The sequence below is a fragment of the Pandoraea sp. SD6-2 genome (genome assembly GCF_000389825.1).
Classification (GTDB): Bacteria; Pseudomonadota; Gammaproteobacteria; order Burkholderiales; family Burkholderiaceae; genus Pandoraea; species Pandoraea communis.
The window spans coordinates 1-20,773 of record NZ_KB944445.1; the positions used below are offsets into that span (position 1 = coordinate 1).

General features: G+C 61.5%; 17 protein-coding genes. 14 read left to right on the forward strand and 3 right to left on the reverse strand.

The annotated features are described in order from the left end of the window. Window positions 1-81 precede the first annotated feature (81 nt). Window positions 82-1,104 (reverse strand): allantoicase, encoded by a 1,023-nt coding sequence (alc, locus tag C266_RS13805; protein ID WP_010805281.1) that lies wholly within the window; start codon window positions 1,102-1,104, stop codon window positions 82-84. A gap of 86 nt (window positions 1,105-1,190) precedes the next feature. Beyond that, entirely contained in the window at window positions 1,191-2,522 is a 1,332-nt protein-coding gene (locus C266_RS13810) for a C4-dicarboxylate transporter DctA (protein ID WP_010805280.1), read from the reverse strand. 367 nt (window positions 2,523-2,889) lie between these two features. Here C266_RS13810 and C266_RS13815 point away from each other — a divergent pair, with 367 nt between their 5' ends. From C266_RS13815 to C266_RS13840, 6 genes are all read left to right on the forward strand, one after another. Beyond that, window positions 2,890-3,651: a FadR/GntR family transcriptional regulator gene (locus C266_RS13815; protein WP_010805279.1), complete on the forward strand. Its 762-nt coding sequence runs from the start codon at window positions 2,890-2,892 to the stop codon at window positions 3,649-3,651. Between the two features lie 194 nt (window positions 3,652-3,845). Further along, a complete protein-coding gene (carA, locus tag C266_RS13820) occupies window positions 3,846-4,991 on the forward strand; it encodes a glutamine-hydrolyzing carbamoyl-phosphate synthase small subunit (protein ID WP_010805278.1) in 1,146 nt (381 codons plus the stop codon). A 45-nt stretch (window positions 4,992-5,036) separates the two neighbouring features. Next, entirely contained in the window at window positions 5,037-5,705 is a 669-nt protein-coding gene (gene leuE, locus C266_RS13825; RefSeq protein ID WP_010805277.1) for a leucine efflux protein LeuE, read from the forward strand. Window positions 5,706-5,723: 18 nt separating this feature from the next. Further along, window positions 5,724-8,966, forward strand: coding sequence for a carbamoyl-phosphate synthase large subunit (gene carB / locus C266_RS13830; protein ID WP_010805276.1), 3,243 nt, complete (start codon window positions 5,724-5,726; stop codon window positions 8,964-8,966). A 289-nt stretch (window positions 8,967-9,255) separates the two neighbouring features. Next, a complete protein-coding gene (gene greA, locus C266_RS13835) occupies window positions 9,256-9,732 on the forward strand; it encodes a transcription elongation factor GreA (protein ID WP_010805275.1) in 477 nt (158 codons plus the stop codon). Then, window positions 9,716-10,231 carry a DUF4149 domain-containing protein gene (locus tag C266_RS13840; RefSeq protein ID WP_010805274.1) on the forward strand — a complete coding sequence of 172 codons (516 nt, stop codon included), beginning with the start codon at window positions 9,716-9,718 and terminating at the stop codon, window positions 10,229-10,231. The genes greA and C266_RS13840 overlap by 17 nt, the downstream gene beginning before the upstream one ends. A 136-nt stretch (window positions 10,232-10,367) precedes the next feature. On the opposite strand, the gene yhbY is transcribed toward C266_RS13840, so the two are convergent. Next, window positions 10,368-10,868 (reverse strand): ribosome assembly RNA-binding protein YhbY, encoded by a 501-nt coding sequence (gene yhbY, locus C266_RS13845; protein ID WP_010805273.1) that lies wholly within the window; start codon window positions 10,866-10,868, stop codon window positions 10,368-10,370. Between the two features lie 139 nt (window positions 10,869-11,007). On the opposite strand from yhbY, the gene C266_RS13850 reads away from it, so the two are divergent. From C266_RS13850 to pstB, 8 genes are all read left to right on the forward strand, one after another. Beyond that, window positions 11,008-11,658, forward strand: coding sequence for an RlmE family RNA methyltransferase (locus C266_RS13850; protein ID WP_010805272.1), 651 nt, complete (start codon window positions 11,008-11,010; stop codon window positions 11,656-11,658). 119 nt (window positions 11,659-11,777) lie between these two features. Beyond that, window positions 11,778-13,652 carry an ATP-dependent zinc metalloprotease FtsH gene (gene ftsH / locus C266_RS13855; protein ID WP_010805271.1) on the forward strand — a complete coding sequence of 625 codons (1,875 nt, stop codon included), beginning with the start codon at window positions 11,778-11,780 and terminating at the stop codon, window positions 13,650-13,652. Window positions 13,653-14,073: 421 nt separating this feature from the next. Further along, complete coding sequence (folP, locus tag C266_RS13860) at window positions 14,074-14,853, forward strand: dihydropteroate synthase (RefSeq protein WP_010805270.1); 780 nt, start codon at window positions 14,074-14,076, stop codon at window positions 14,851-14,853. Window positions 14,854-15,046: 193 nt separating this feature from the next. Then, a complete protein-coding gene (glmM, locus tag C266_RS13865) occupies window positions 15,047-16,390 on the forward strand; it encodes a phosphoglucosamine mutase (RefSeq protein ID WP_010805269.1) in 1,344 nt (447 codons plus the stop codon). A 476-nt stretch (window positions 16,391-16,866) separates the two neighbouring features. Beyond that, complete coding sequence (pstS, locus tag C266_RS13870) at window positions 16,867-17,901, forward strand: phosphate ABC transporter substrate-binding protein PstS (RefSeq protein WP_010805268.1); 1,035 nt, start codon at window positions 16,867-16,869, stop codon at window positions 17,899-17,901. A gap of 136 nt (window positions 17,902-18,037) precedes the next feature. Beyond that, complete coding sequence (pstC, locus tag C266_RS13875) at window positions 18,038-19,012, forward strand: phosphate ABC transporter permease PstC (protein WP_010805267.1); 975 nt, start codon at window positions 18,038-18,040, stop codon at window positions 19,010-19,012. Beyond that, complete coding sequence (pstA, locus tag C266_RS13880) at window positions 19,013-19,909, forward strand: phosphate ABC transporter permease PstA (RefSeq protein WP_010805266.1); 897 nt, start codon at window positions 19,013-19,015, stop codon at window positions 19,907-19,909. Window positions 19,910-19,969: 60 nt separating this feature from the next. Further along, window positions 19,970-20,752, forward strand: a complete 783-nt coding sequence (gene pstB / locus C266_RS13885; RefSeq protein ID WP_010805265.1) for a phosphate ABC transporter ATP-binding protein PstB — start codon at window positions 19,970-19,972, stop codon at window positions 20,750-20,752. The last annotated feature ends 21 nt before the right edge of the window (window positions 20,753-20,773 follow it).

The following is a 20,773-nucleotide window of genomic DNA, read 5'->3' on the forward strand; positions in this document are numbered from 1 at the left end:
CGCTCATCGCAGCCTCCCTCGTCCCCTTCCTTTTTCAAGGACGTGAGAGGTCGTCTTTCTTGCTGACGCCGCTTTCGCTGCTTACGCCTTCTTGTCGCTCAGGCGTCCCCACAGTCGCAGCCTCGACACGCCACCGTCCGGGATGATGTTGAAGCGAATATGCGTAATCGCCCCCAACTTCTGCACCTGCTCTTCAAAGAAGAACTGCTTGTCCATCGCCAACTTCTGCTCAGGCAATAACACCGGCCAGAACATCGACTGCGTAATCAACGACTGCTCGGTGCCCCCCGTCACATACGCCGCCTGAAGGGAGCAGCGATCCGGGAAGTTGCCCTTGAAGTGCGCCGTGTCGACTTCGATCTTGCCAATCTCGCCCGGCTGCGCCAACGCAATGATCGCCCAGTCGTTGCCCGGCTCACGACGCCGCCGCGTCTCCCACCCATCCCCCATGTTCACGCCACGACCCGGCATCAGCAGGCTCGACGCCAACCCAAAGTGCTGGTTGTTCGCCGCCACCACGTAACCGCCGTTCTCCATCGCAATCAGGTCGATCAACTCGTCACGCGAACGCCCCGCCCAATCGCTCTGCGGCAAACCATACAGGCGCAGTCGCGCCAGACCACCGTCGGGGTACAGGTTCACACGCACATGGGTCGCCGCACGCGGGTTGATGATCGCGTGGTAGTGATGCGAGTTGCCCTGTAGCGTGGTCGAGGCGAGCAGTTCGAACCATTCGGCCGCCTCGCCCGGTGCGCCATCCGGGCTGTAGCAGCCCTCGAGCGACGCCGCGGGCGGGAAGTTGCCGGTGAAGTGGCTGGTGTCCAAATCGACGCCGAACAACACGCCCGGACGCGCGAGCTTGACCACGCACCAGTCGTAGCCGTTCACGCGCTTGCGACGCGTCTCCCAACCATCCATCCACTTGCCGTTGTCGTCGTATTTGCCGGGGATGAAGACGGCCGGCTCAGGATTGAGCATGCGCTCTTTGGCCGCGAAGAATTCGTCGCTGGCCTCCAATGCCTGCGCACCCAGGCGCGGATCGGCCAGATTGACGTAACGGCGCACGAATTCCGGTGCGTTCGGATCTTGCGGAACGAGGGCCATGTTGCTTTTCACTCCAGATAAAGGTGCCGACGTCTCGCGTCGGCAGAAGATTTGTTCGATTTCACTCTCGGCTTACGCCGCGATGTTTATGGCGTCACCGCTGCATTGGTCGGGGCATTGCCCTCTGTGCGATCTTCCGACGACGCTGCCATCGGCTCGTAGGGCAGGGCGCCATCGAGCACTTTGTGTGCCCTCGCAAAGTCGACGTCTTTTTCCCATGCCGCCACAACGAGCGTCGCCACGCAGTTGCCCAGCAGGTTGGTAATGGCCCGGGCAATGCCAACGAACCAGTCGACCGGCAAGATCAAAACCAGGCCAATGACGGGGATCGCCGGGATGGCCGCGAGCGTCGCCGCCAGAATCACAATGGCCGACCCCGGAATGCCATGCGCCCCCTTTGACGTGAGCAAGGACACGAGCACTACAAGGATCAGGTCATGCATGGATAACGGTGTGTTGGTCGCCTGGGCAATGAAGATGACCGCAAGCGTCAGGTAGATGGAGAAGCCGTCGAGGTTGAAGGAGTACCCCGTCGGCACGACCAGGCCTACCGTCGACTTCTTGATGCCCATCCACTCGAGCTTGCGCATGATCGCGGGCAACACAGCATCGGACGACGCCGTGCCCAACACGATGGACAACTCTTCGCGGAAGTATTTGATGAACTTGAAGATGTTGAAGCCCGCCAGACGCAATACGCCCCCCAACACTACGGTGACGAAGACGAAACAACTCACGTAGAACACGAGCACCAACAAGCCCAATTGCTTGAGCGATGACGCACCGTATTTGCCCGTGGTGAAAGCCACCGCGCCCAATACGCCCAGCGGTGCCAGCCGGATGATGAATGCCATCACGCGGAAGAAGACATGGCTCAGGTCTTCAATGAATCGCGCCACCGGACGGCCCCGCTCGCCAAGGGCCGCCAACGCGCAGCCGAACATGACCGAGAAGACGAGGATCTGCAGAATGTCACCCTTGGCAAAGGCGTCGGTAATGGTGTTGGGAATGATCTTCAACAAGAAGCCAGCGGTGTCTTTCAACCCCTTCGCATTCTCGGTGTACGCCGCCATCGCGCTCGGATCGAGACTGCGAATGTCGATATTCATTCCCTCGCCCGGCCGTGTCACCCATGCCAGCACTGCACCGATGACCAACGCGAAGGTGGTGATGATCTCGAAGTACACGACGGCCTTGATTCCCACTCGGCCAACTTTGCGCAAATCACCCGCACTCGCCATGCCACTCACAACCACACAGAAGACGATCGGTCCAATGACCATCTTGATCAGCTTCAGAAAGCCATCGCCCAACGGACGCAACGACTCTCCCAACTGCGGAAACCAAATACCAAGCGCCACACCCGCTATCAACGCAATGACGACTCGGCCAAACAACGAACGGAACAGCTTGGGCATGGTTTGTCTCCTCTGCCTGCGCAAATCACTCTCTCGGATTTCGCGATTTCTATGTCGGACGGACTGCTCTCCGGGCTGATTTCTGTACGGCAACATCACCTTGGCGCGCTCGGCACCCGCCAACACCAGCAAGGCTTTCAAACAAGTCATACCGGTCTGACCAGTGATGTTATGGGGAATATTAGAAAGCCAATATAGTCCGGTCAAGACGCGGCTTCTGAGGGGATTCCCTATGGAAGGGCGAATTTCCACGGTCGCTTCGTCGAGTGTGGCGATATCCCCTGCACAACGGCTGCCGGAGCGCGTGAGGGGATATTTGGCGTCGTACAATGCACCATACGTATCCCCGCATTTTTTGTGAGGCCTCATGAAGCATTCGGCGCATGCCGTAACCGACGCCGCCGTCGTCACTATCCGCGAGCGCATTGAACGTCAGGTCTATCCGGCCGGCGCCATGCTTCCTTCGCAGCGCCAACTCGCCGAGGAGCTGGCCATTAGCCGCGCTTCGCTGCGCGAAGCCCTCTCGACGCTCGAGGCGCTTGGCATGGTGGCCATCCGCCCCGGCAAAGGTGTCTATGTGAACGACGCCTCGGCGCGCAGGGGCGTTGCCTGGCGGTTCGCCGACCAGATCTCGCTCGCCGACACGTATCAGCTGCGCTATGCACTCGAAGGTTTCGCCGCCCGGCTCGCCGCTCATGCCGCCAGCGCCAGCGAAATGGAATGGCTCACGGATAACGTCGAAACGATGAAGGGGGCGCTAATTGACGGCGACGTCGATACCGCCGCGCAACTCGATTTCGCGTTCCATCTGCGCATTGTGGGACTCGCGGGGAACGCCGCCATTGCCGATATCCTGCGCGGCAGTACGGACATCGTCATGGAAAGCCAACGCCTGCCGTTCTACCAACGTGAACTGGTGCTTTCCACCTATCATGAACATCTGGAGATCCTCGACGCCCTGCGACGCCGCGACGGCGCCGCCGCAGGGGCCGCGATGGAGCGCCATATCGTGCTGGCAGCCCAGCGGGCGGGCATTCATTTCCCTATCCCCTCTGCGTATTCGTCAGCCGGCGGCCTCTCCCTCCGGGAGAACGCAGAGCGTACTGATGCGCGACACGTTCAGCTTTGAGATGAATGGGATTTGCGCTATACTTTGAAGGTTTTAGTCATTTAACCCTCACCCTAGCGCCTACCCGCCTGACATCTCGTCCGCAGTCCGAGCATCCGCTGTGCGCATATTCCGCGCAATTCCGGTGCCCGCGCTGATGTCATCGCGGCGGACGATGGAGCTGGCAGCCGGGGTGAACCCTTCAGGAGTTTCCCGTGCTGCCGTCATTCCCACCCGCCATTCTCGCGCTCGCTGACGGCACGGTCTTTCGTGGGTACGCCATCGGCGCTGCCGGTCACACCATCGGTGAAGTCGTGTTCAACACGGCCATTACCGGCTATCAGGAAATCCTCACCGACCCCAGCTATGCGCGTCAGATCGTCACGTTGACGTATCCGCACATCGGCAACACGGGCGTCAACGGTGAAGACGTCGAAGCCACGAAAGTCCATGCCGCAGGCCTGATCATCAAGGATCTGCCGATCCTCGACTCGAATTTCCGAGCCAACAAGACGCTCTCGCAATACCTGAAGGATGAAGGCGTCGTTGCCATCGCCGGCATCGATACGCGCCGTCTGACCCGTATTCTGCGCGAGAAGGGCGCTCAGAACGGCTGCATCCTTGCCGGCGAAGAAGCCGATGAAGGCAAGGCCATCGCACTCGCCCAATCCTTCCCGGGACTCGCCGGTATGGATCTCGCCAAGGTCGTCTCGACCACGCAGAAGTACTCGTGGACAGAAACGGAATGGCGTCTGGGCGAAGGCTACGGTGAGCAGAAAGACCCGAAATTCCATGTGGTCGCTCTCGACTACGGCGTCAAGCGCAACATTCTGCGCATGCTCGCCGAACGTGGCTGCAAGGTCACCGTGCTGCCCGCCCAAAGCTCGGCCGACGATGTGTTTGCCCTGAACCCGGACGGCGTGTTCCTCTCGAACGGCCCCGGCGACCCCGAGCCGTGCGATTACGCCATCGCCGCCACGAAGACGTTCCTCGAGCGCCGCATCCCGACCTTCGGTATCTGCCTCGGCCACCAGATCATGGGGCTGGCCGTCGGTGCCAAAACGCTCAAGATGAAGACCGGCCACCACGGTGCCAATCACCCGGTCAAGGATCTCGCGACCGGTCGTGTGGTGATCACCTCGCAAAACCACGGCTTTGCCGTGGACGCGAACAGCCTGCCGGCCAATGCGCGCGTCTCGCACGTTTCGCTGTTCGACGGCACGCTGCAAGGCTTCGAGCTGACGGATCGCCCGGCATTCTGCTTCCAGGGGCACCCGGAAGCCTCGCCGGGCCCGCATGACATCGGCTATCTGTTCGACCGATTCGTGCAGTCGATGGTCGACGCCAAGCAGCCCGCGTAAGCACAGGCTCGACGAGACTCGGATAAGGATAAGGACGCGCGCATCATGCTCGGAAACTCGATCGGCATCGTCAACCTCTGGACCTATCTGGCCGGCGTGGTGGTGGTCATTCTGCTGCCGGGACCGAACTCGCTCTACGTGCTGTCGGTGGCAGCCCAGCGCGGTGTTCGTCACGGTTACGCAGGGGCTTGCGGCGTGTTTCTCGGCGACACTATCCTCATGACGCTGGCCGCTGCCGGCGTGGCGTCGCTGCTGCACGCGCAGCCGGCGCTGTTCTTCGTGGTGAAGTATCTCGGTGCGGCCTACCTTTGCTGGATGGGCCTGAACATGCTGCGCGGCGCGCTCGCCAACGCGCGAGCCGCGCGGGCGAATGAGGGCGCAGCCGTTGTGGCGCCCAAGCCGGTGGATGCAGACCACCCGTTCAAGCGCGCACTGTTCATCAGTCTGCTGAACCCGAAGGCAATCCTGTTCTGCGTGTCGTTTTTCATCCAGTTCGTCGATCCGGGCTACGCCTACCCCGCCGTGTCGTTTGCGGTGCTGGGTGTGATCGTGCAGACCTGCAGTTTCCTGTATCTGAGCACGCTGATCCTGGCCGGTTACCGCCTGGCCGAGCACTTCCGGCAACGTCGCCGGTTGAGCGCCGGGGCAACCGGCGGCGTGGGCGCGCTGTTCGTCGGCTTCGGTGTGAAGCTCGCGACCGCGACGCTGAGTTAAATTTTTGTTGAGAACGTTATGCCAAAGCGCACAGACATCAAGAGCATCCTCATCATCGGCGCCGGCCCGATCATCATCGGTCAGGCATGCGAATTCGACTATTCCGGCGCACAAGCCTGCAAGGCACTGCGCGAGGAAGGCTACAAGGTCATCCTGATCAACAGCAACCCTGCCACGATCATGACCGACCCGGACACGGCCGATGTGACCTACATCGAACCGATTACTTGGGAAGTCGTCGAGCGCATCATCGCCAAGGAACGCCCGGATGCCATCCTGCCGACGATGGGTGGCCAGACCGCGCTTAATTGCGCGCTCGACCTGCATCGCCACGGCGTGCTCGACAAGTACAAGGTGGAACTGATCGGCGCGTCGCCGGAAGCCATCGACAAAGCCGAAGACCGTCTGAAGTTCAAGGACGCGATGACCAAGATCGGTCTCGGTTCGGCCAAGTCGGGCATCGCCCACTCGATGGAAGACGCCCTCGCCGTGCAGGCCCAGATCACGGCTGAAATCGGCGGTAGCGGCTACCCGATGGTAATCCGCCCGTCGTTCACGCTCGGCGGCTCGGGCGGCGGCATTGCCTACAATCGCGAAGAGTTCGAAGAGATCTGCAAGCGCGGCCTCGACCTCTCGCCCACGCGCGAACTGCTCATCGAAGAGTCGCTGCTGGGCTGGAAGGAATACGAGATGGAAGTTGTGCGCGACCGCGCCGATAACTGCATCATCGTTTGCTCGATCGAGAACCTCGACCCGATGGGGGTGCACACCGGTGACTCGATCACTGTCGCACCGGCCCAGACGCTGACCGACAAGGAATACCAACTGCTGCGTAATGCATCGCTGGCAGTGTTGCGCGAAATCGGCGTGGAGACGGGCGGCTCGAACGTCCAGTTCTCGATCAACCCGAAGGACGGCCGTATGGTCGTCATCGAAATGAACCCGCGTGTGTCGCGCTCTTCGGCCCTCGCCTCGAAGGCGACTGGCTTCCCGATCGCGAAGATCGCCGCCAAGCTGGCGATCGGTTACACGCTCGACGAACTGCGCAACGAGATCACCGGCGGAGCCACGCCGGCCTCGTTCGAGCCGACCATCGACTACGTCGTGACCAAGGTGCCGCGCTTTGCCTTCGAGAAGTTCCGCGAAGCCGACCCCCGCCTGACGACGCAGATGAAGTCGGTTGGCGAAGTGATGGCCATGGGCCGCACGTTCCAGGAATCGTTCCAGAAGGCCATGCGCGGTCTGGAAGTCGGCGTGGACGGTCTGGACGAAAAGTCGACCGACCGCGACGAGATCGTTGCCGAAATCGGCGAGCCGGGCCCGGACCGTATCTGGTACGTGGGCGATGCATTCCGCCTGGGGATGAGCCTCGAAGAGGTGTACGCCGAGACGGCCATCGACCCGTGGTTCCTCGCCCAGCTCGAAGCCATCGTCAAGAAGGAACAGGCACTGGCTGGCCGCACACTGGAAAGCCTGACGACCGACGAACTGCGCTTCCTCAAGCAGAGCGGTTTCTCGGATCGCCGCCTGGCCAAGCTGCTCGGTACCGACCAGACCGCCGTGCGCCGCGCCCGCATCGCACAGAAGGTGCGCCCGGTCTACAAGCGTGTGGACACCTGTGCCGCGGAGTTCTCGACCAACACCGCTTATATGTACTCGACCTATGAGGAAGAGTGCGAAGCCCAGCCGACCAACAAGAAGAAGGTCATGGTGCTGGGCGGCGGCCCGAACCGTATTGGTCAGGGTATCGAGTTCGATTACTGCTGCGTGCACGCGGCCCTCGCGCTGCGTGACGACGGGTACGAGACCATCATGGTCAACTGCAACCCGGAAACGGTGTCGACGGACTACGATACGTCGGATCGTCTGTACTTCGAGCCGGTGACGCTGGAAGACGTGCTGGAAATCGTCGACCTCGAAAAGCCGGTCGGCGTGATCGTGCAATACGGTGGTCAGACCCCGCTCAAGCTCGCCCTCGATCTCGAAGCGAACGGTGTGCCCATCGTCGGCACGAGCCCCGACATGATCGACGCCGCCGAAGACCGCGAGCGCTTCCAGAAGCTGCTGCATGATCTCGGTCTGCGTCAGCCGCCGAACCGCACGGCCCGTGCAGAAGACCAGGCGCTGAAGCTTGCCGCCGAAATCGGTTATCCGCTGGTCGTGCGTCCGTCGTACGTGCTGGGTGGCCGTGCCATGGAAATCGTCCACGAACCGCGCGACCTCGAGCGCTACATGCGCGAAGCCGTCAAGGTGAGCAACGACAGCCCTGTGCTGCTCGACCGCTTCCTCGACGACGCCATCGAGTGCGACGTCGACTGCATCTCGGACGGCACGGATGTCTACATCGGCGGCGTGATGGAGCACATCGAACAGGCGGGCGTCCACTCGGGCGACTCGGCTTGCTCGCTGCCGCCTTACTCGCTGTCGGCCGAGACGATCGCCGAACTCAAGCGTCAGACGGCCGCGATGGCCCGTGCGCTCAACGTGGTAGGCCTGATGAACGTGCAGTTCGCGATTCAACAGGGCAGCGGCGTCGACACGATCTACGTGCTGGAAGTGAACCCGCGCGCGTCGCGTACGGTGCCGTATGTCTCGAAGGCGACCGGCCGCCAACTGGCCAAGATCGCCGCTCGCGCGATGGTTGGCCAGTCGCTCAAGTCGCAAGGCGTGACGAGCGAAGTGACGCCGCCGTACTTCAGCGTCAAGGAAGCCGTGTTCCCGTTCGTGAAGTTCCCGGGCGTCGACCCGGTGCTCGGACCGGAAATGCGCTCGACGGGTGAGGTGATGGGTGTCGGCCGCACGTTCGGTGAGGCGCTCTTCAAGTCGCAACTGGCTGCTGGCTCGCGCCTGCCGGCCTCGGGTACGGTGCTGCTCACGGTCAAGGATGCCGACAAGCCGCGCGCCGTCGAAGTCGCGCGCATGCTGCACGCGCTGGGCTACCCGATTGTGGCCACGCGCGGCACGGCGGCAGCGATAGAAGCGGCCGGCATCCCGGTGCGCGTGGTCAACAAGGTGAAGGACGGTCGTCCGCACATTGTCGACATGATCAAGAACGGCGAGATTGCCCTCGTGTTCACTACGGTGGACGAGACCCGTACGGCAATTGCCGATTCGCGCTCGATCCGTATGTCGGCACAAGCACACAAGGTCACGTATTACACGACGATCTCGGGTGCCCGTGCGGCAGTGGAGGGCCTGAAGTATCTGCAGAACCTCGAGGTGTACGATCTCCAGGGTCTGCACGCTTTGCTGCCGGCCTGAATGTCCGCCCGCCCGAGGCGGGTAAGCGAGGGATATGCCCGGGCGTGGTTCGCTACCCTGGGCGAAGTCTCAAAAATATGGCGCGCACGCCGGGGAACCGATCTCCGTCGGTGGCGACCAATGCTCCATCTATAGCGGAATGCCACGCTGCCAGCCCTCCGGTTGGCAGCGTCGACAACTCTGCTACACTAACGCCACATAGGTGTCACAGCCGCGGTCAAGCGGCGTTCGCGAAAAGTGCGAATGCGGCTTTGCTGCGGCAATTTTTTTGTCTTTCGGAACAACGCGCATGAGTACCATTCCTCTGACCAAACGGGGCGCGGAGCTGCTCAAGGAAGAGCTGCACCGCCTGAAGTCCGTCGAACGTCCGAACGTGATCACTGCGATTGCTGAAGCCCGTGCGCAGGGTGATCTGTCGGAAAACGCGGAGTACGACGCCGCGAAGGAGAAACAGGGTTTTATCGAGGGGCGCATTGCCGATCTCGAATCGAAGCTCTCAGCGGCCCAAATCATCGATCCGTCGGTACTCGATGCCGAAGGTCGCGTGGTGTTTGCCGCCACGGTCGAACTCGAAGACCTCGAGAACGGCGGCACGGTTCAGTATCAGATCGTGGGCGACGATGAAGCCGATCTGGAGCACGGCAAGATTTCGGTGAGTTCGCCGATCGCGCGTGCGCTCATCGGTAAGTACGCAGGCGACGTGGCCGAAGTGCAGGCCCCGAGCGGTGTGCGTGAGTACGAGATCATCGATGTCCGCTACGTCTGATGTGACGTCAACTGGCGGCGCGCCGCGGCTCGAACGTCTGTTCCGCCTGATCGCGACCGTCTGGTGCGGTAGTCAGTGGGCCATCGGCTATATCGTTGCGCCCACGCTCTTCGTCGTGCTGGAGTCTCGCACGATGGCCGGCACGGTCGCGGGCCGGCTGTTTCACACACAAGCCTGGCTGAGCCTGGTTTGCGGAGTGCTGCTGGTCTGGCTCGCAACGGCACTTATCGCCCGCACGAGCGATGCCCGCGCTGCGCGCTGCTATCGCGGCCTGCGCTGGCTGGCGGTAGCGATGATGGTCTGTGTGCTGGTCAGCTGGTTTGGCTTGCAGCCATTCATGGCGGATCTGCGTGCACAGGCGCAAGCGTCCGGTGTTGAGATCGGTCAGTCGCCCTTTGCCGCGCGCTTCGGCATGCTCCACGGCATTTCCAGCGGTATTTATTTGCTGCAAAGCCTGCTTGGCATTGCGCTGATCTGGCGTCAGCCGGTACGCGGCTAAATGACGTAGGGCGCGCGACGGTGCGGGCTTCACGGCTTGCCGCCTAATCGCGACACCCAATAAAAAACGCGCCCGACGATGTCAGGGCGCGTCTTTTCGAGGGCTGGCGGAACGTGCTTGATCCGCCGCCATCTGCTTAGTCGTTGCGCTGGCGCTTGACGCTGGTCTGGCGCTTTTTGGCGCGCTTGACGATACCACCCGCGGTCATGCGCTCGTTGCCGGCGACGGTGACTTTCTTGACTGTGGGGCGACGTCCGGCGTTGGTGCTGCTCTTGACGACCGTGACGGTACGCGGAGCACGGCCCTTGACCGTTGCGCCAGTGCCGCTGGTTCTGCCGCGAACCGGCATTTCCTTTTCGTCCGGCGTGGGGCGGTACAGGACAAGCAGCTTGCCGATGTGTTGCACCGGCGCTGCACCGAGTTGGTCGCAGATGGATTCGTAGATGGCCACGCGCGCGTCGCGTTCGTCGCCGAAAACACGCACCTTAATCAGTTCGTGGGCCTTGAGGGCGCCGTCGATTTCCTTGAGCACCGCCGGCGTCAAGCCGTCGGCGCCGATCAGAACGACAGGATTCAGCGCATGGGCGACGGAGCGCAAGTCGGCGCGTTGCGCCGGGGTCAGGGTCAAAGCGGGCATAGAAGACAGACGAGACAAACGAGTTAGGATGCGCCCGCAAACGGTGGCCGGAACGCCCGTAGCGACTGCTGGCTGGCTAACGGATTTTGGGCGCGCAAGGGCGTATTATCCTGCAAATTCGCAGCGTTTTTGAAGAATTATGGCAAAAAACCGTTTCAGCCACGCGTGGCTGCACGATCACATCAACGATCCCTACGTCAAAATGGCGCAGCGCGAAGGCTATCGGGCCCGCGCAGCGTACAAACTCAAAGAGATCGACGAGCAGGACCGGCTGATCAAGCCGGGCCAGGTCATTGTCGACCTCGGGTCGACCCCCGGCAGCTGGAGTCAGTACGCGCGCAACAAGCTCGCGGGCGGCAAGCGGGTCGAGGGGGGCATCGACGGCACCATCATCGCGCTGGATATTCTGCCGATGGAGCCGATTGCCGACGTCCACTTCCTGCAGGGCGATTTCCGCGAGGACAGCGTGCTCGAGCAGTTGGAAGAAATTGTGGCGGGACGCAAAGTTGACCTTGTAGTTTCCGATATGGCCCCCAACTTGTCGGGTGTGGCATCGGCCGATGCGGCGCGAATCGAGCATTTGTGCGATCTCGCGTTGGATTTTGCTCAGCGCCACCTGAAACCAGAGGGGGCATTACTGGTCAAATGTTTTCACGGCAGCGGCTATAGCCAGATTGTCGAAAAGTTCAAACATCAGTTCAAAACGGTGGCGCCGCGTAAGCCCAAGGCGTCACGGGACAAATCTTCCGAAACGTTCATTCTCGGTCGGGGTCTGAAAAATCCGGGTTGATGCCCGTCAAACCGGCGCACTGGCGCTATGGTGGCGGTAGAGAATCACTATGGCGGTGCGCCTTCGAGTGGATTAGAATGAATTCTTGGCGCGAAGCGATTTCATGAAGGAGCAACGCTTTGAACAATAATATGTTTTCCAAAGCGGCGGTGTGGTTAGTCATCGCGCTGGTCTTGTTTACTGTTTTTAAACAGTTCGACAAGCCGCACGTCCAGGAGGGCGTGACGTACTCCCAGTTCATGGACGATGCCAAGAACGGCAAGATCAAGAACGTGGTGGTGCAGGGGCGCAGCCTTCAGGTGACGCCTAGCGACGGCCAGAAATACACCATCGTGTCGCCTGGCGACATCTGGATGGTGGGCGATCTCATGAAGTACGGCGTTCAGGTCTCGGGTAAAGCCGACGACGAACCGAACGTGCTCATGTCCGCTCTCTACTACCTCGGACCTACGCTGCTGATTATTGGCTTCTGGTTCTACATGATGCGACAGATGCAGGGCGGGGGTAAGGGCGGTGCCTTCTCCTTCGGTAAATCCCGCGCGCGTCTCATCGATGAAAATGCCAATCCGGTCACCTTTGCGGATGTCGCCGGCTGCGACGAAGCCAAGTACGAAGTCGGCGAACTGGTCGACTTCCTGAAAGATCCTCAGAAATTCCAGAAGTTGGGCGGTCGTATTCCGCGCGGTGTGCTGCTTGTCGGCCCGCCGGGAACCGGTAAGACGTTGCTGGCGCGTGCTATTGCCGGCGAAGCCAAGGTGCCGTTCTTCAGCATCTCGGGCTCGGACTTCGTGGAAATGTTCGTCGGCGTGGGGGCTGCCCGTGTTCGCGACATGTTCGAAAACGCGAAGAAGCAGTCACCCTGTATCGTGTTCATCGACGAAATCGACGCCGTCGGCCGCCATCGTGGCGCCGGCATGGGCGGCGGTAACGACGAGCGCGAACAGACGCTGAACCAGATGCTCGTCGAGATGGACGGCTTCGAAGCCAACTCGGGTGTGATCGTGATCGCCGCGACCAACCGTTCGGATGTGCTCGACAAGGCGCTGCTGCGTCCGGGCCGTTTCGACCGTCAGGTCTACGTCGGTCTGCCGGACATCCGCGGCCGTGAGCAGATTCTGAAGGTGCACCTGCGCAAGGTGCCGATCTCCAACGACGTTGATGCATCGGTCATTGCCCGTGGTACGCCGGGCATGTCGGGTGCGGATCTCGCGAACCTGGTGAACGAAGCGGCGTTGTTCGCGGCGCGCCGTAACAAGCGCATCGTCGAAATGCTCGACTTCGAAGATGCCAAGGACAAGATCTTCATGGGGCCGGAGCGCAAGTCCGCCGTGATGCGCGACGAGGAACGCCGTGCGACGGCGTATCACGAGTCGGGCCACGCCGTGGTGGCTATGCTGTTGCCGGAGGCCGATCCGGTGCACAAGGTGACGATCATCCCGCGTGGTTGGGCATTGGGCCTGACGATGCAGTTGCCGGAACACGACAAGTACTCGGAGTATCGCGACACGATGCTCACGCAGATCGCCATCCTGTTTGGCGGTCGTGCGGCAGAGGAAGTGTTCATCAACAAGATGTCGACAGGCGCTTCGAACGACTTCGAGCGTGCCACCAAGCTTGCACGCGACATGGTGACCCGCTACGGCATGTCGGACGCCTTGGGCCCGATGGTCTATGTCGATACCGAGCAGGATTCGGTGTTCGGCCGGATGTCGTCGAAGTCGGTGTCGGAAGCCACGCAGCAGAAGGTCGACGGCGAAGTCCGCCGCATTTTGGACGAGCAATACGCGTTGGCCAGAAAGCTGCTGGAAGACAATCGCGACAAGGTCGAGGCGATGACCCAGGCCCTGATGGAATGGGAAACGATCGACGGCGAGCAGATTGGCGACATCATGGACGGCCGTCCGCCGCGTCCTCCGAAGAGCGGTTCGGCGAACGGTGGTGCGTCGGGTGGCAATCCGCCGCTTAAACCCAGCAACACCCCGGCGACCGTCTAAACGGACGCCTTGGCAGGCGAAAGTGCTGTCATCCCAGAAAGACCGGCCTCTCGCCGGTCTTTTTGCATTCTGGGGCAGTGTTGCCGGCGGCTGAGTGCGGCCATACCAGGGATGTGGGTAAATTCGGTGTTACGGAGTGTTTCCGCCGTCGATACGGCGGGCGATTCCGGTAACATTACGGCCATACGCCAATGCCCGGTGCCCCGGGCGCGCAGATCCGTTCTCCGCGAATGGGCTGCTCTATACGTCTTACTGAGCTACGAGCTTCCGAATGTCCTCCGAGCAGTCGCAACCCATGCTTTCTCCCCCTTCTGGCACAGATGACATCGCAGTGTCGGGTGAGACATCCGATACCCCGGTCAAGTCCGACTCGCTGGCATTCGGGCCACGATTCCGGCTCGATGCCCGCCGGGTTCACGTCATGGGCATCCTGAATGTGACACCAGACTCGTTTTCCGACGGTGGCAAGTTCGTCGCCCGCGACGCCGCGCTGCGCCACGCAGAGCAGTTGATCGCCGACGGTGCCGACATCCTGGACATTGGCGGTGAGTCGACCCGCCCAGGTGCCGAGGCGTTGCCGGAAGACGCCGAACTCGAGCGTGTGGTGCCGATTGTCGAAGCGTTGCGCGACTGTGGCGTACCGCTGTCGATCGATACTTACAAACCGGGTGTCATGCGAGCCGTACTGGCCGCCGGCGCGGACATGATCAACGATATCTGGGGATTCCAGCAGCCGGGCGCTATCGACGCAGTGCGCGACAGTGAGGCGGCGCTGTGCATCATGCACATGCTGCACGACCCCAAGACGATGCAGGACGCGCCGATCTACACCGATGTCGTCACCGAAGTCGCGGCCTTCCTCGACGGCCGGGTGGACACGTTGCTCTCGGCGGGTGTTGCGCCCACGCGCCTGTATCTGGACCCAGGATTCGGCTTCGGCAAGAGTCTCGCTCATAATCTCGCCTTGCTCAAACACTTGCGGGTGCTGTCGCGCGATGGCCTCCCGTTGCTCGTGGGGATGTCGCGAAAGCGGATGCTCGGCGAAATCACGGGACGCCAGTCGCCGCAGGAGCGCCAGGTGGCAAGCGTTGCCGCCGCGATGTGCGCCGCGCAGCAAGGTGCCGCCATCGTACGTGTACACGACGTCGCCGAGACGGTCGATGCTCTCAAGGTGTGGCAAGCCGTGCGCGACGCCGAGTAAGGCCTGGGCGGGCTGCGTCGATCAGACCACGGCGAACCCGGCAAAATCGGGCGGGGACCGAGCGGGGACGCATGTCATGGAAAATGGCGGTGCGGTACCGCATCGTCCGATGACATACGGTACAAAGAAAACGAAAGACGCGCGCGTACGGACCGTCAACCGGCGCGACGCATCAACAGGGAACAATGCAACGATGAAACGACGCTATTTTGGAACCGATGGTATTCGCGGCACGGTGGGCGAGAGCCCGATCACGCCGGATTTCGTGCTGCGGCTCGGTTATGCGGCTGGGCGCGCGCTTGCGGGGAGTCAGACGACGGGCCGCCCGACCGTATTGATCGGCAAAGACACGCGTGTTTCCGGTTACATGCTCGAAGCCGCGTTGGAAGCCGGATTCGCTGCCGCGGGCGTCGATACCATGTTGGCCGGCCCGATGCCTACGCCGGCGGTGGCGTACCTCACGCGGGCGTTGCGTCTGGCGGCAGGTGTGGTCATCAGTGCGTCGCACAATCCGTACCACGACAACGGCATCAAGTTCTTCTCGGCAGACGGCAACAAGCTCCCGGACCAGACCGAACTCGAGATCGAAGCCGAGCTGGACAATCCGATGACGTGCGTGCGCTCCGAGCAGCTTGGTAAGGCACGCCGCCTGGATGACGCGGCGGGCCGCTACATCGAGTTTTGCAAGAGCACGTTCCCGAATGAATTCGACCTTCGGGGCATGAAGATCGTGGTCGATTGCGCCAACGGCGCGGCATATCACATTGCCCCGCATGTGTTCCATGAGTTGGGCGCCGAAGTCATCGCGATCGGCAACCACCCGAACGGCTTCAACATCAACCAGGACTGCGGCGCGACGGCACCCGATGCACTCATGCGCGCCGTCCGGGCAAATCACGCAGATCTCGGCGTGGCGCTCGATGGTGACGCTGATCGCCTGCAGATCGTCGACGGGGCAGGGCGCCTCTATAACGGCGACGAACTCCTGTATCTGCTGGTCAAGGACCGTCTGGACAGCGGTGGTGTGCCGGGTGCGGTGGGCACGCTGATGACCAACATGGCGGTGGAAGTCGCGCTCAAGGGGTTGGGCGTGCCGTTTGTGCGCGCCAAGGTCGGTGACCGCTACGTGCTTGAGCAACTCTACAAGCACGGCTGGCAGATCGGCGCGGAAGGCTCAGGCCACATCCTGTGTCTGGACAAGCACACCACGGGCGATGGGATCATCTCGGCCTTGCAGGTGCTCGCAGCCATTCGCCGCGCGGACAACAAGCCGCTAGCGAAATTGCTGGATGGGGTGCGTCTGTTCCCGCAGCACATGATCAATGTACGCACGCCAGCCGGGTACGATTGGCAGAGCGACAGCCGTCTGGTCGCCGAGCGCGACGCCATCGAGGCCAAGCTGGGAGACACGGGGCGCGTGCTGATCCGTGCCTCGGGAACCGAGCCGGTGCTGCGCGTGATGGTCGAGGCGAGAGAGGATTCACAGGCCTCTTCCTTCGCCCAACAACTGGCAAACATCGTCAAAACGGCGGCATGATCGGTCTTTGACCTCAGCGGCCGTCACCGTGTGTGGCGGCCGGCAATGGCTTCTCCCGCACTCAACGAACGACCTCTTCCTGGCGGCAACCCTTCTGGCGGCTCGCCCATATCGTTCGTATCGTCAGCTTCCCAACGTGGCAATGTACTGCGCCGTACGTTCACATTTGTGACAGCGCGCGCTGCGCATTGTCAGACCAATTCCGACACTTCTCCGTCATTGTCACGAGGCTGACACGCGTGCCGAACACGCGTCTTGCACCCCCAAAAACGCTGGGGGAACACGCCGAAACCCGCGCCAATCAACGATCTTAGGAAGTCCTCATGGGCGGGGGGAAACTGCATGCAATGTGACGATTCCGAGGCGGCTTTGTGACGCGAATATTGTGAGGTTTCGAAAATGACACATTACTGTCACATTCTGAACCTATTCTTCGAGTCATCCACACGCTGTACCACACCAACTCGGAGAAATCCATGAAGCTGATGAAGACTGCGATTGCCGGCCTGGCTGGCGTTCTGTTCGCCGCTGGCGCGATTGCGGGCGAGATTACCGGCGCAGGCAGCACGTTTGCTGCTCCGATCTACACCAAGTGGGCCGACGCTTACCAAAAGTCGACCTCCAACAAGGTCAACTATCAAGGCATCGGTTCGTCGGGCGGCATCAAGCAAATTCAGGCCAAGACCGTCGATTTCGCCGGTTCGGACGCTCCGCTGACCGATGAAGAGCTGGCCAAGCAAGGCCTGTTCCAGTTCCCGACGGTTGTCGGCGGCATTGTGCCGGTCATCAACGTGCCGGGTGTGAAGGCGGGCGAGTTGGTCCTGTCGGGCGAAGTGCTGGGCGACATCTACCTGGGCAAGATCAAGAAGTGGAACGATCCGGCCATCGCCAAGCTGAACCCGAAGGTCAAGCTGCCGGATACCGATATCGCCGTGGTTCGCCGCGCCGACGGTTCGGGCACGAGCTTCGTGTTCACGAACTACCTGTCGAAGGTCAACGCCGAATGGAAGAGCAAGGTTGGCGAAGGCACGACGGTCAACTGGCCGACGGGTACGGGTGGTAAGGGCAACGACGGCGTCGCCGCCTTCGTGCAACGTCTGCCGGGCGCCATCGGCTATGTCGAGTCGGCCTACGCCAAGCAGAACAAGCTGACGTACACGGCCCTGACGAACGCGGAAGGCAAGACGGTCGAGCCGACCGCCGAGACGTTCGCTGCCGCTGCCGCCAAGGCCGAATGGTCGAAGACGTTCTACCAGATCCTGACCAACGAGAAGGGCGACAAGTCGTGGCCGATCGTGGCTGCCACCTTCGTGCTCGTGCACCAGAAGGCTGATGCCGGCAAGGAAGCGCAAAGCGCCGAAGTGCTCAAGTTCTTCGACTGGTCGTTCAAGAACGGCGTGAACACGGCTAAGGAACTGGACTACATTCCGCTGCCGGAAGCTGTTCTGAAGCAGATCCGTGCTGGCTGGAAGGCGAAGGTTGCCGAGTCGGCCACCAAGGCTGGCATCTAAAGCACCTTGCAGGTGCCGGGCAATGCACTGTTGTGTTGCCTGGCACCTCAAAACCGGCAATATCCGCGCCGCCTGTTCCGAAGCCCGAACTCCGATCTGGCAACGGCTGGCGGCGCGCTCACGCTGAGACGACATCATGGCAGAAGCCACCAGTTCCCTCGCAACACCGGGCGCGCAGCGCGCTCCGTCTTCCGTAGGCGACTTTCTTTTCGCGATGCTGACTCGCGGCGCCGCTCTCGTCACACTGCTTTTACTCGGTGGCATCATCGTGTCGCTGATCATCAGCGCGCTGCCGTCGATTCAAAAGTTTGGCTTCGCCTTCCTGTGGACGAAGGACTGGGATCCTCCTGCAGAACAATTCGGCGCGCTCGTGCCTATCTACGGCACGATCGTCACGTCCATCATCGCCCTCTTCATCGCCGTGCCTGTGAGCTTCGGCATTGCCCTGTTTTTGACTGAACTCTCGCCCGTGTGGCTGCGCCGCCCGCTCGGCACGGCCATCGAGCTGCTCGCTGCCATCCCGAGTATCGTCTACGGGATGTGGGGCCTGCTGGTCTTCGCCCCGATCTTCAGCCAGTACTTCCAGAAGCCGCTGGGTGCGCTGCTTGGCAATGTGCCGGTGATCGGTGCGCTGTTCCAGGGCCCGCCGCTCGGCATCGGTATCCTGCCCGCCGGCGTGATCCTCGCGATCATGATCATTCCGTACATCGCCTCGGTCATGCGCGACGTGTTCGAAGTCACGCCCGTGCTGCTCAAGGAGTCGGCCTACGGCATCGGTTGCACGACCTGGGAGGTGATGTGGCGCGTGGTGCTGCCCTTCACGAAGACGGGTGTCATCGGCGGCGTCATGCTGGGCCTGGGCCGCGCGCTCGGCGAAACCATGGCCGTCACCTTCGTGATCGGCAATACGAACTTGCTCGATAACATTTCGCTGTTTTCGCCGGGTAACAGCATCACCTCGGCACTTGCCAATGAATTCGCCGAAGCGGGCCCCGGCCTGCACACGTCGGCGTTGATGGAACTCGGTCTGATTCTCTTCTTCATCACCTTTGTGGTGCTGGCGCTCTCCAAGCTCATGCTGCTGCGCCTGGAAAAGGGCGAAGGTAAATAAATGACCCAACAAGCGCTCGAATTGGAAACGCCGGCAGTGAAGCCCACCGACGCCTTCACCCGCGTGCGGTTGCAGGCCTACCGCCGCCGCAAGAACATCTTTGCGATCGCGATGTCGCTCGCGGCGATGGCCTTCGGCCTGATCTGGCTGCTGTGGATTCTCTACACCACGCTCTCGCTGGGCATCGGCGGCTTGTCGCTGTCGCTGTTCACCGAAATGACACCGCCGCCGAACACGGCAGGCGGGGGCCTCGCCAACGCCATCGCGGGCAGTGTGGTGATGGTCGGTGTGGCCACCCTCGTCGGCACGCCGCTGGGTGTTCTGGCCGGTGTGTATCTGGCGGAGTACGGCCAGAAGTCGTGGCTCGCCAGCATCACGCGCTTCATCAACGACATTCTGCTTTCGGCCCCGTCGATCGTGATCGGTCTGTTCGTGTACGCGTTGGTCGTGGCGCAGATGGGGCACTTCTCGGCCTGGGCCGGCATCATCTCGCTTGCGCTGCTACAGATTCCCATCGTGATCCGTACTACGGAGAACATGCTCAATCTGGTGCCGAACAACTTGCGTGAAGCCGCATTCGCGCTGGGTACGCCGAAGTGGCGCATCATCGTCAAGATCACGTTGAAGGCATCGATTGCCGGCATCGTGACGGGCGTGCTGCTGGCCGTGGCGCGTATCGCAGGCGAGACGGCCCCGCTGCTGTTCACGGCGCTCTCGAATCAGTTCTGGTCGATGAACCTGAACCAGCCGATGGCCAACCTGCCGGTCACGATTTTCAAATTTGCCATGAGCCCGTTTGCGGAGTGGCAGGCGCTTGCCTGGGCGGGTGTGTTCATCATCACGCTCGGGGTGTTGTTCCTGAACATTCTGGCGCGCACGCTGTTTGCCAAGAAGTAACCGGCAATGCGAGACGGCACAACGCTACGACACGACGCAAACCTGACGGTTGAGACGAACATGACGAATCCGACGCAAGAAATCAAACTGCCCTCGAAGATTGAAGTCAAGAACCTGAACTTCTTCTACGACAAGTATCACGCGCTCAAGAACATCAACCTGCGCATTCCCGACCGCAAGGTCACGGCCTTCATCGGCCCGTCGGGTTGCGGCAAGTCGACGCTGCTGCGCACGTTCAACAAGATGTACGCCCTGTATCCGGAGCAACGCGCCGAGGGCGAGATCAATATGGACGGCGAAAACCTGCTGACCGCGAAGCAGGACATCGCGCTGCTGCGCGCGAAGGTCGGTATGGTGTTCCAGAAGCCCACGCCGTTCCCGATGTCGATCTATGACAACATCTCGTTCGGCGTACGTCTGTTCGAAAAGCTCTCGCGCTCGGAAATGGACGACCGCGTGGAGTGGGCGCTGACCAAGGCGGCATTGTGGAGCGAAGTCAAGGACAAGCTACAACAGTCGGGCTACGGCCTGTCGGGCGGTCAGCAGCAGCGTCTGTGCATTGCACGTGGCATCGCGATCCGTCCGGAAGTGCTCCTGCTCGACGAACCGTGCTCGGCGCTCGACCCGATTTCCACGGGCCGCATCGAAGAACTGATCGCGGAACTCAAAGACGACTACACGGTGGTGATCGTCACGCACAACATGCAGCAGGCCGCCCGTTGCTCGGACTTCACAGCCTACATGTACCTGGGCGAGTTGATCGAATTCGGCGAGACCGAGAAGATCTTCATCAAGCCGGACCGCAAAGAGACCGAAGACTACATCACCGGCCGTTTCGGTTGATGCCCACGAGGAAACCCGCGA

What these genes read in the sequence shown, in the direction of transcription:
- alc (WP_010805281.1), bottom strand. Translation starts at nt 1,104, where the DNA reads ATGGCCCTCGTTCCGCAAGATCCGAACGCACCGGAATTCGTGCGCCGT.
- C266_RS13810 (WP_010805280.1), bottom strand. Translation starts at nt 2,522, where the DNA reads ATGCCCAAGCTGTTCCGTTCGTTGTTTGGCCGAGTCGTCATTGCGTTG.
- C266_RS13815 (WP_010805279.1), top strand. Translation starts at nt 2,890, where the DNA reads ATGAAGCATTCGGCGCATGCCGTAACCGACGCCGCCGTCGTCACTATC.
- leuE (WP_010805277.1), top strand. Translation starts at nt 5,037, where the DNA reads ATGCTCGGAAACTCGATCGGCATCGTCAACCTCTGGACCTATCTGGCC.
- carB (WP_010805276.1), top strand. Translation starts at nt 5,724, where the DNA reads ATGCCAAAGCGCACAGACATCAAGAGCATCCTCATCATCGGCGCCGGC.
- greA (WP_010805275.1), top strand. Translation starts at nt 9,256, where the DNA reads ATGAGTACCATTCCTCTGACCAAACGGGGCGCGGAGCTGCTCAAGGAA.
- C266_RS13840 (WP_010805274.1), top strand. Translation starts at nt 9,716, where the DNA reads ATGTCCGCTACGTCTGATGTGACGTCAACTGGCGGCGCGCCGCGGCTC.
- yhbY (WP_010805273.1), bottom strand. Translation starts at nt 10,868, where the DNA reads ATGCCCGCTTTGACCCTGACCCCGGCGCAACGCGCCGACTTGCGCTCC.
- C266_RS13850 (WP_010805272.1), top strand. Translation starts at nt 11,008, where the DNA reads ATGGCAAAAAACCGTTTCAGCCACGCGTGGCTGCACGATCACATCAAC.
- folP (WP_010805270.1), top strand. Translation starts at nt 14,074, where the DNA reads ATGGGCATCCTGAATGTGACACCAGACTCGTTTTCCGACGGTGGCAAG.
- glmM (WP_010805269.1), top strand. Translation starts at nt 15,047, where the DNA reads ATGAAACGACGCTATTTTGGAACCGATGGTATTCGCGGCACGGTGGGC.
- pstS (WP_010805268.1), top strand. Translation starts at nt 16,867, where the DNA reads ATGAAGCTGATGAAGACTGCGATTGCCGGCCTGGCTGGCGTTCTGTTC.
- pstC (WP_010805267.1), top strand. Translation starts at nt 18,038, where the DNA reads ATGGCAGAAGCCACCAGTTCCCTCGCAACACCGGGCGCGCAGCGCGCT.
- pstA (WP_010805266.1), top strand. Translation starts at nt 19,013, where the DNA reads ATGACCCAACAAGCGCTCGAATTGGAAACGCCGGCAGTGAAGCCCACC.
- pstB (WP_010805265.1), top strand. Translation starts at nt 19,970, where the DNA reads ATGACGAATCCGACGCAAGAAATCAAACTGCCCTCGAAGATTGAAGTC.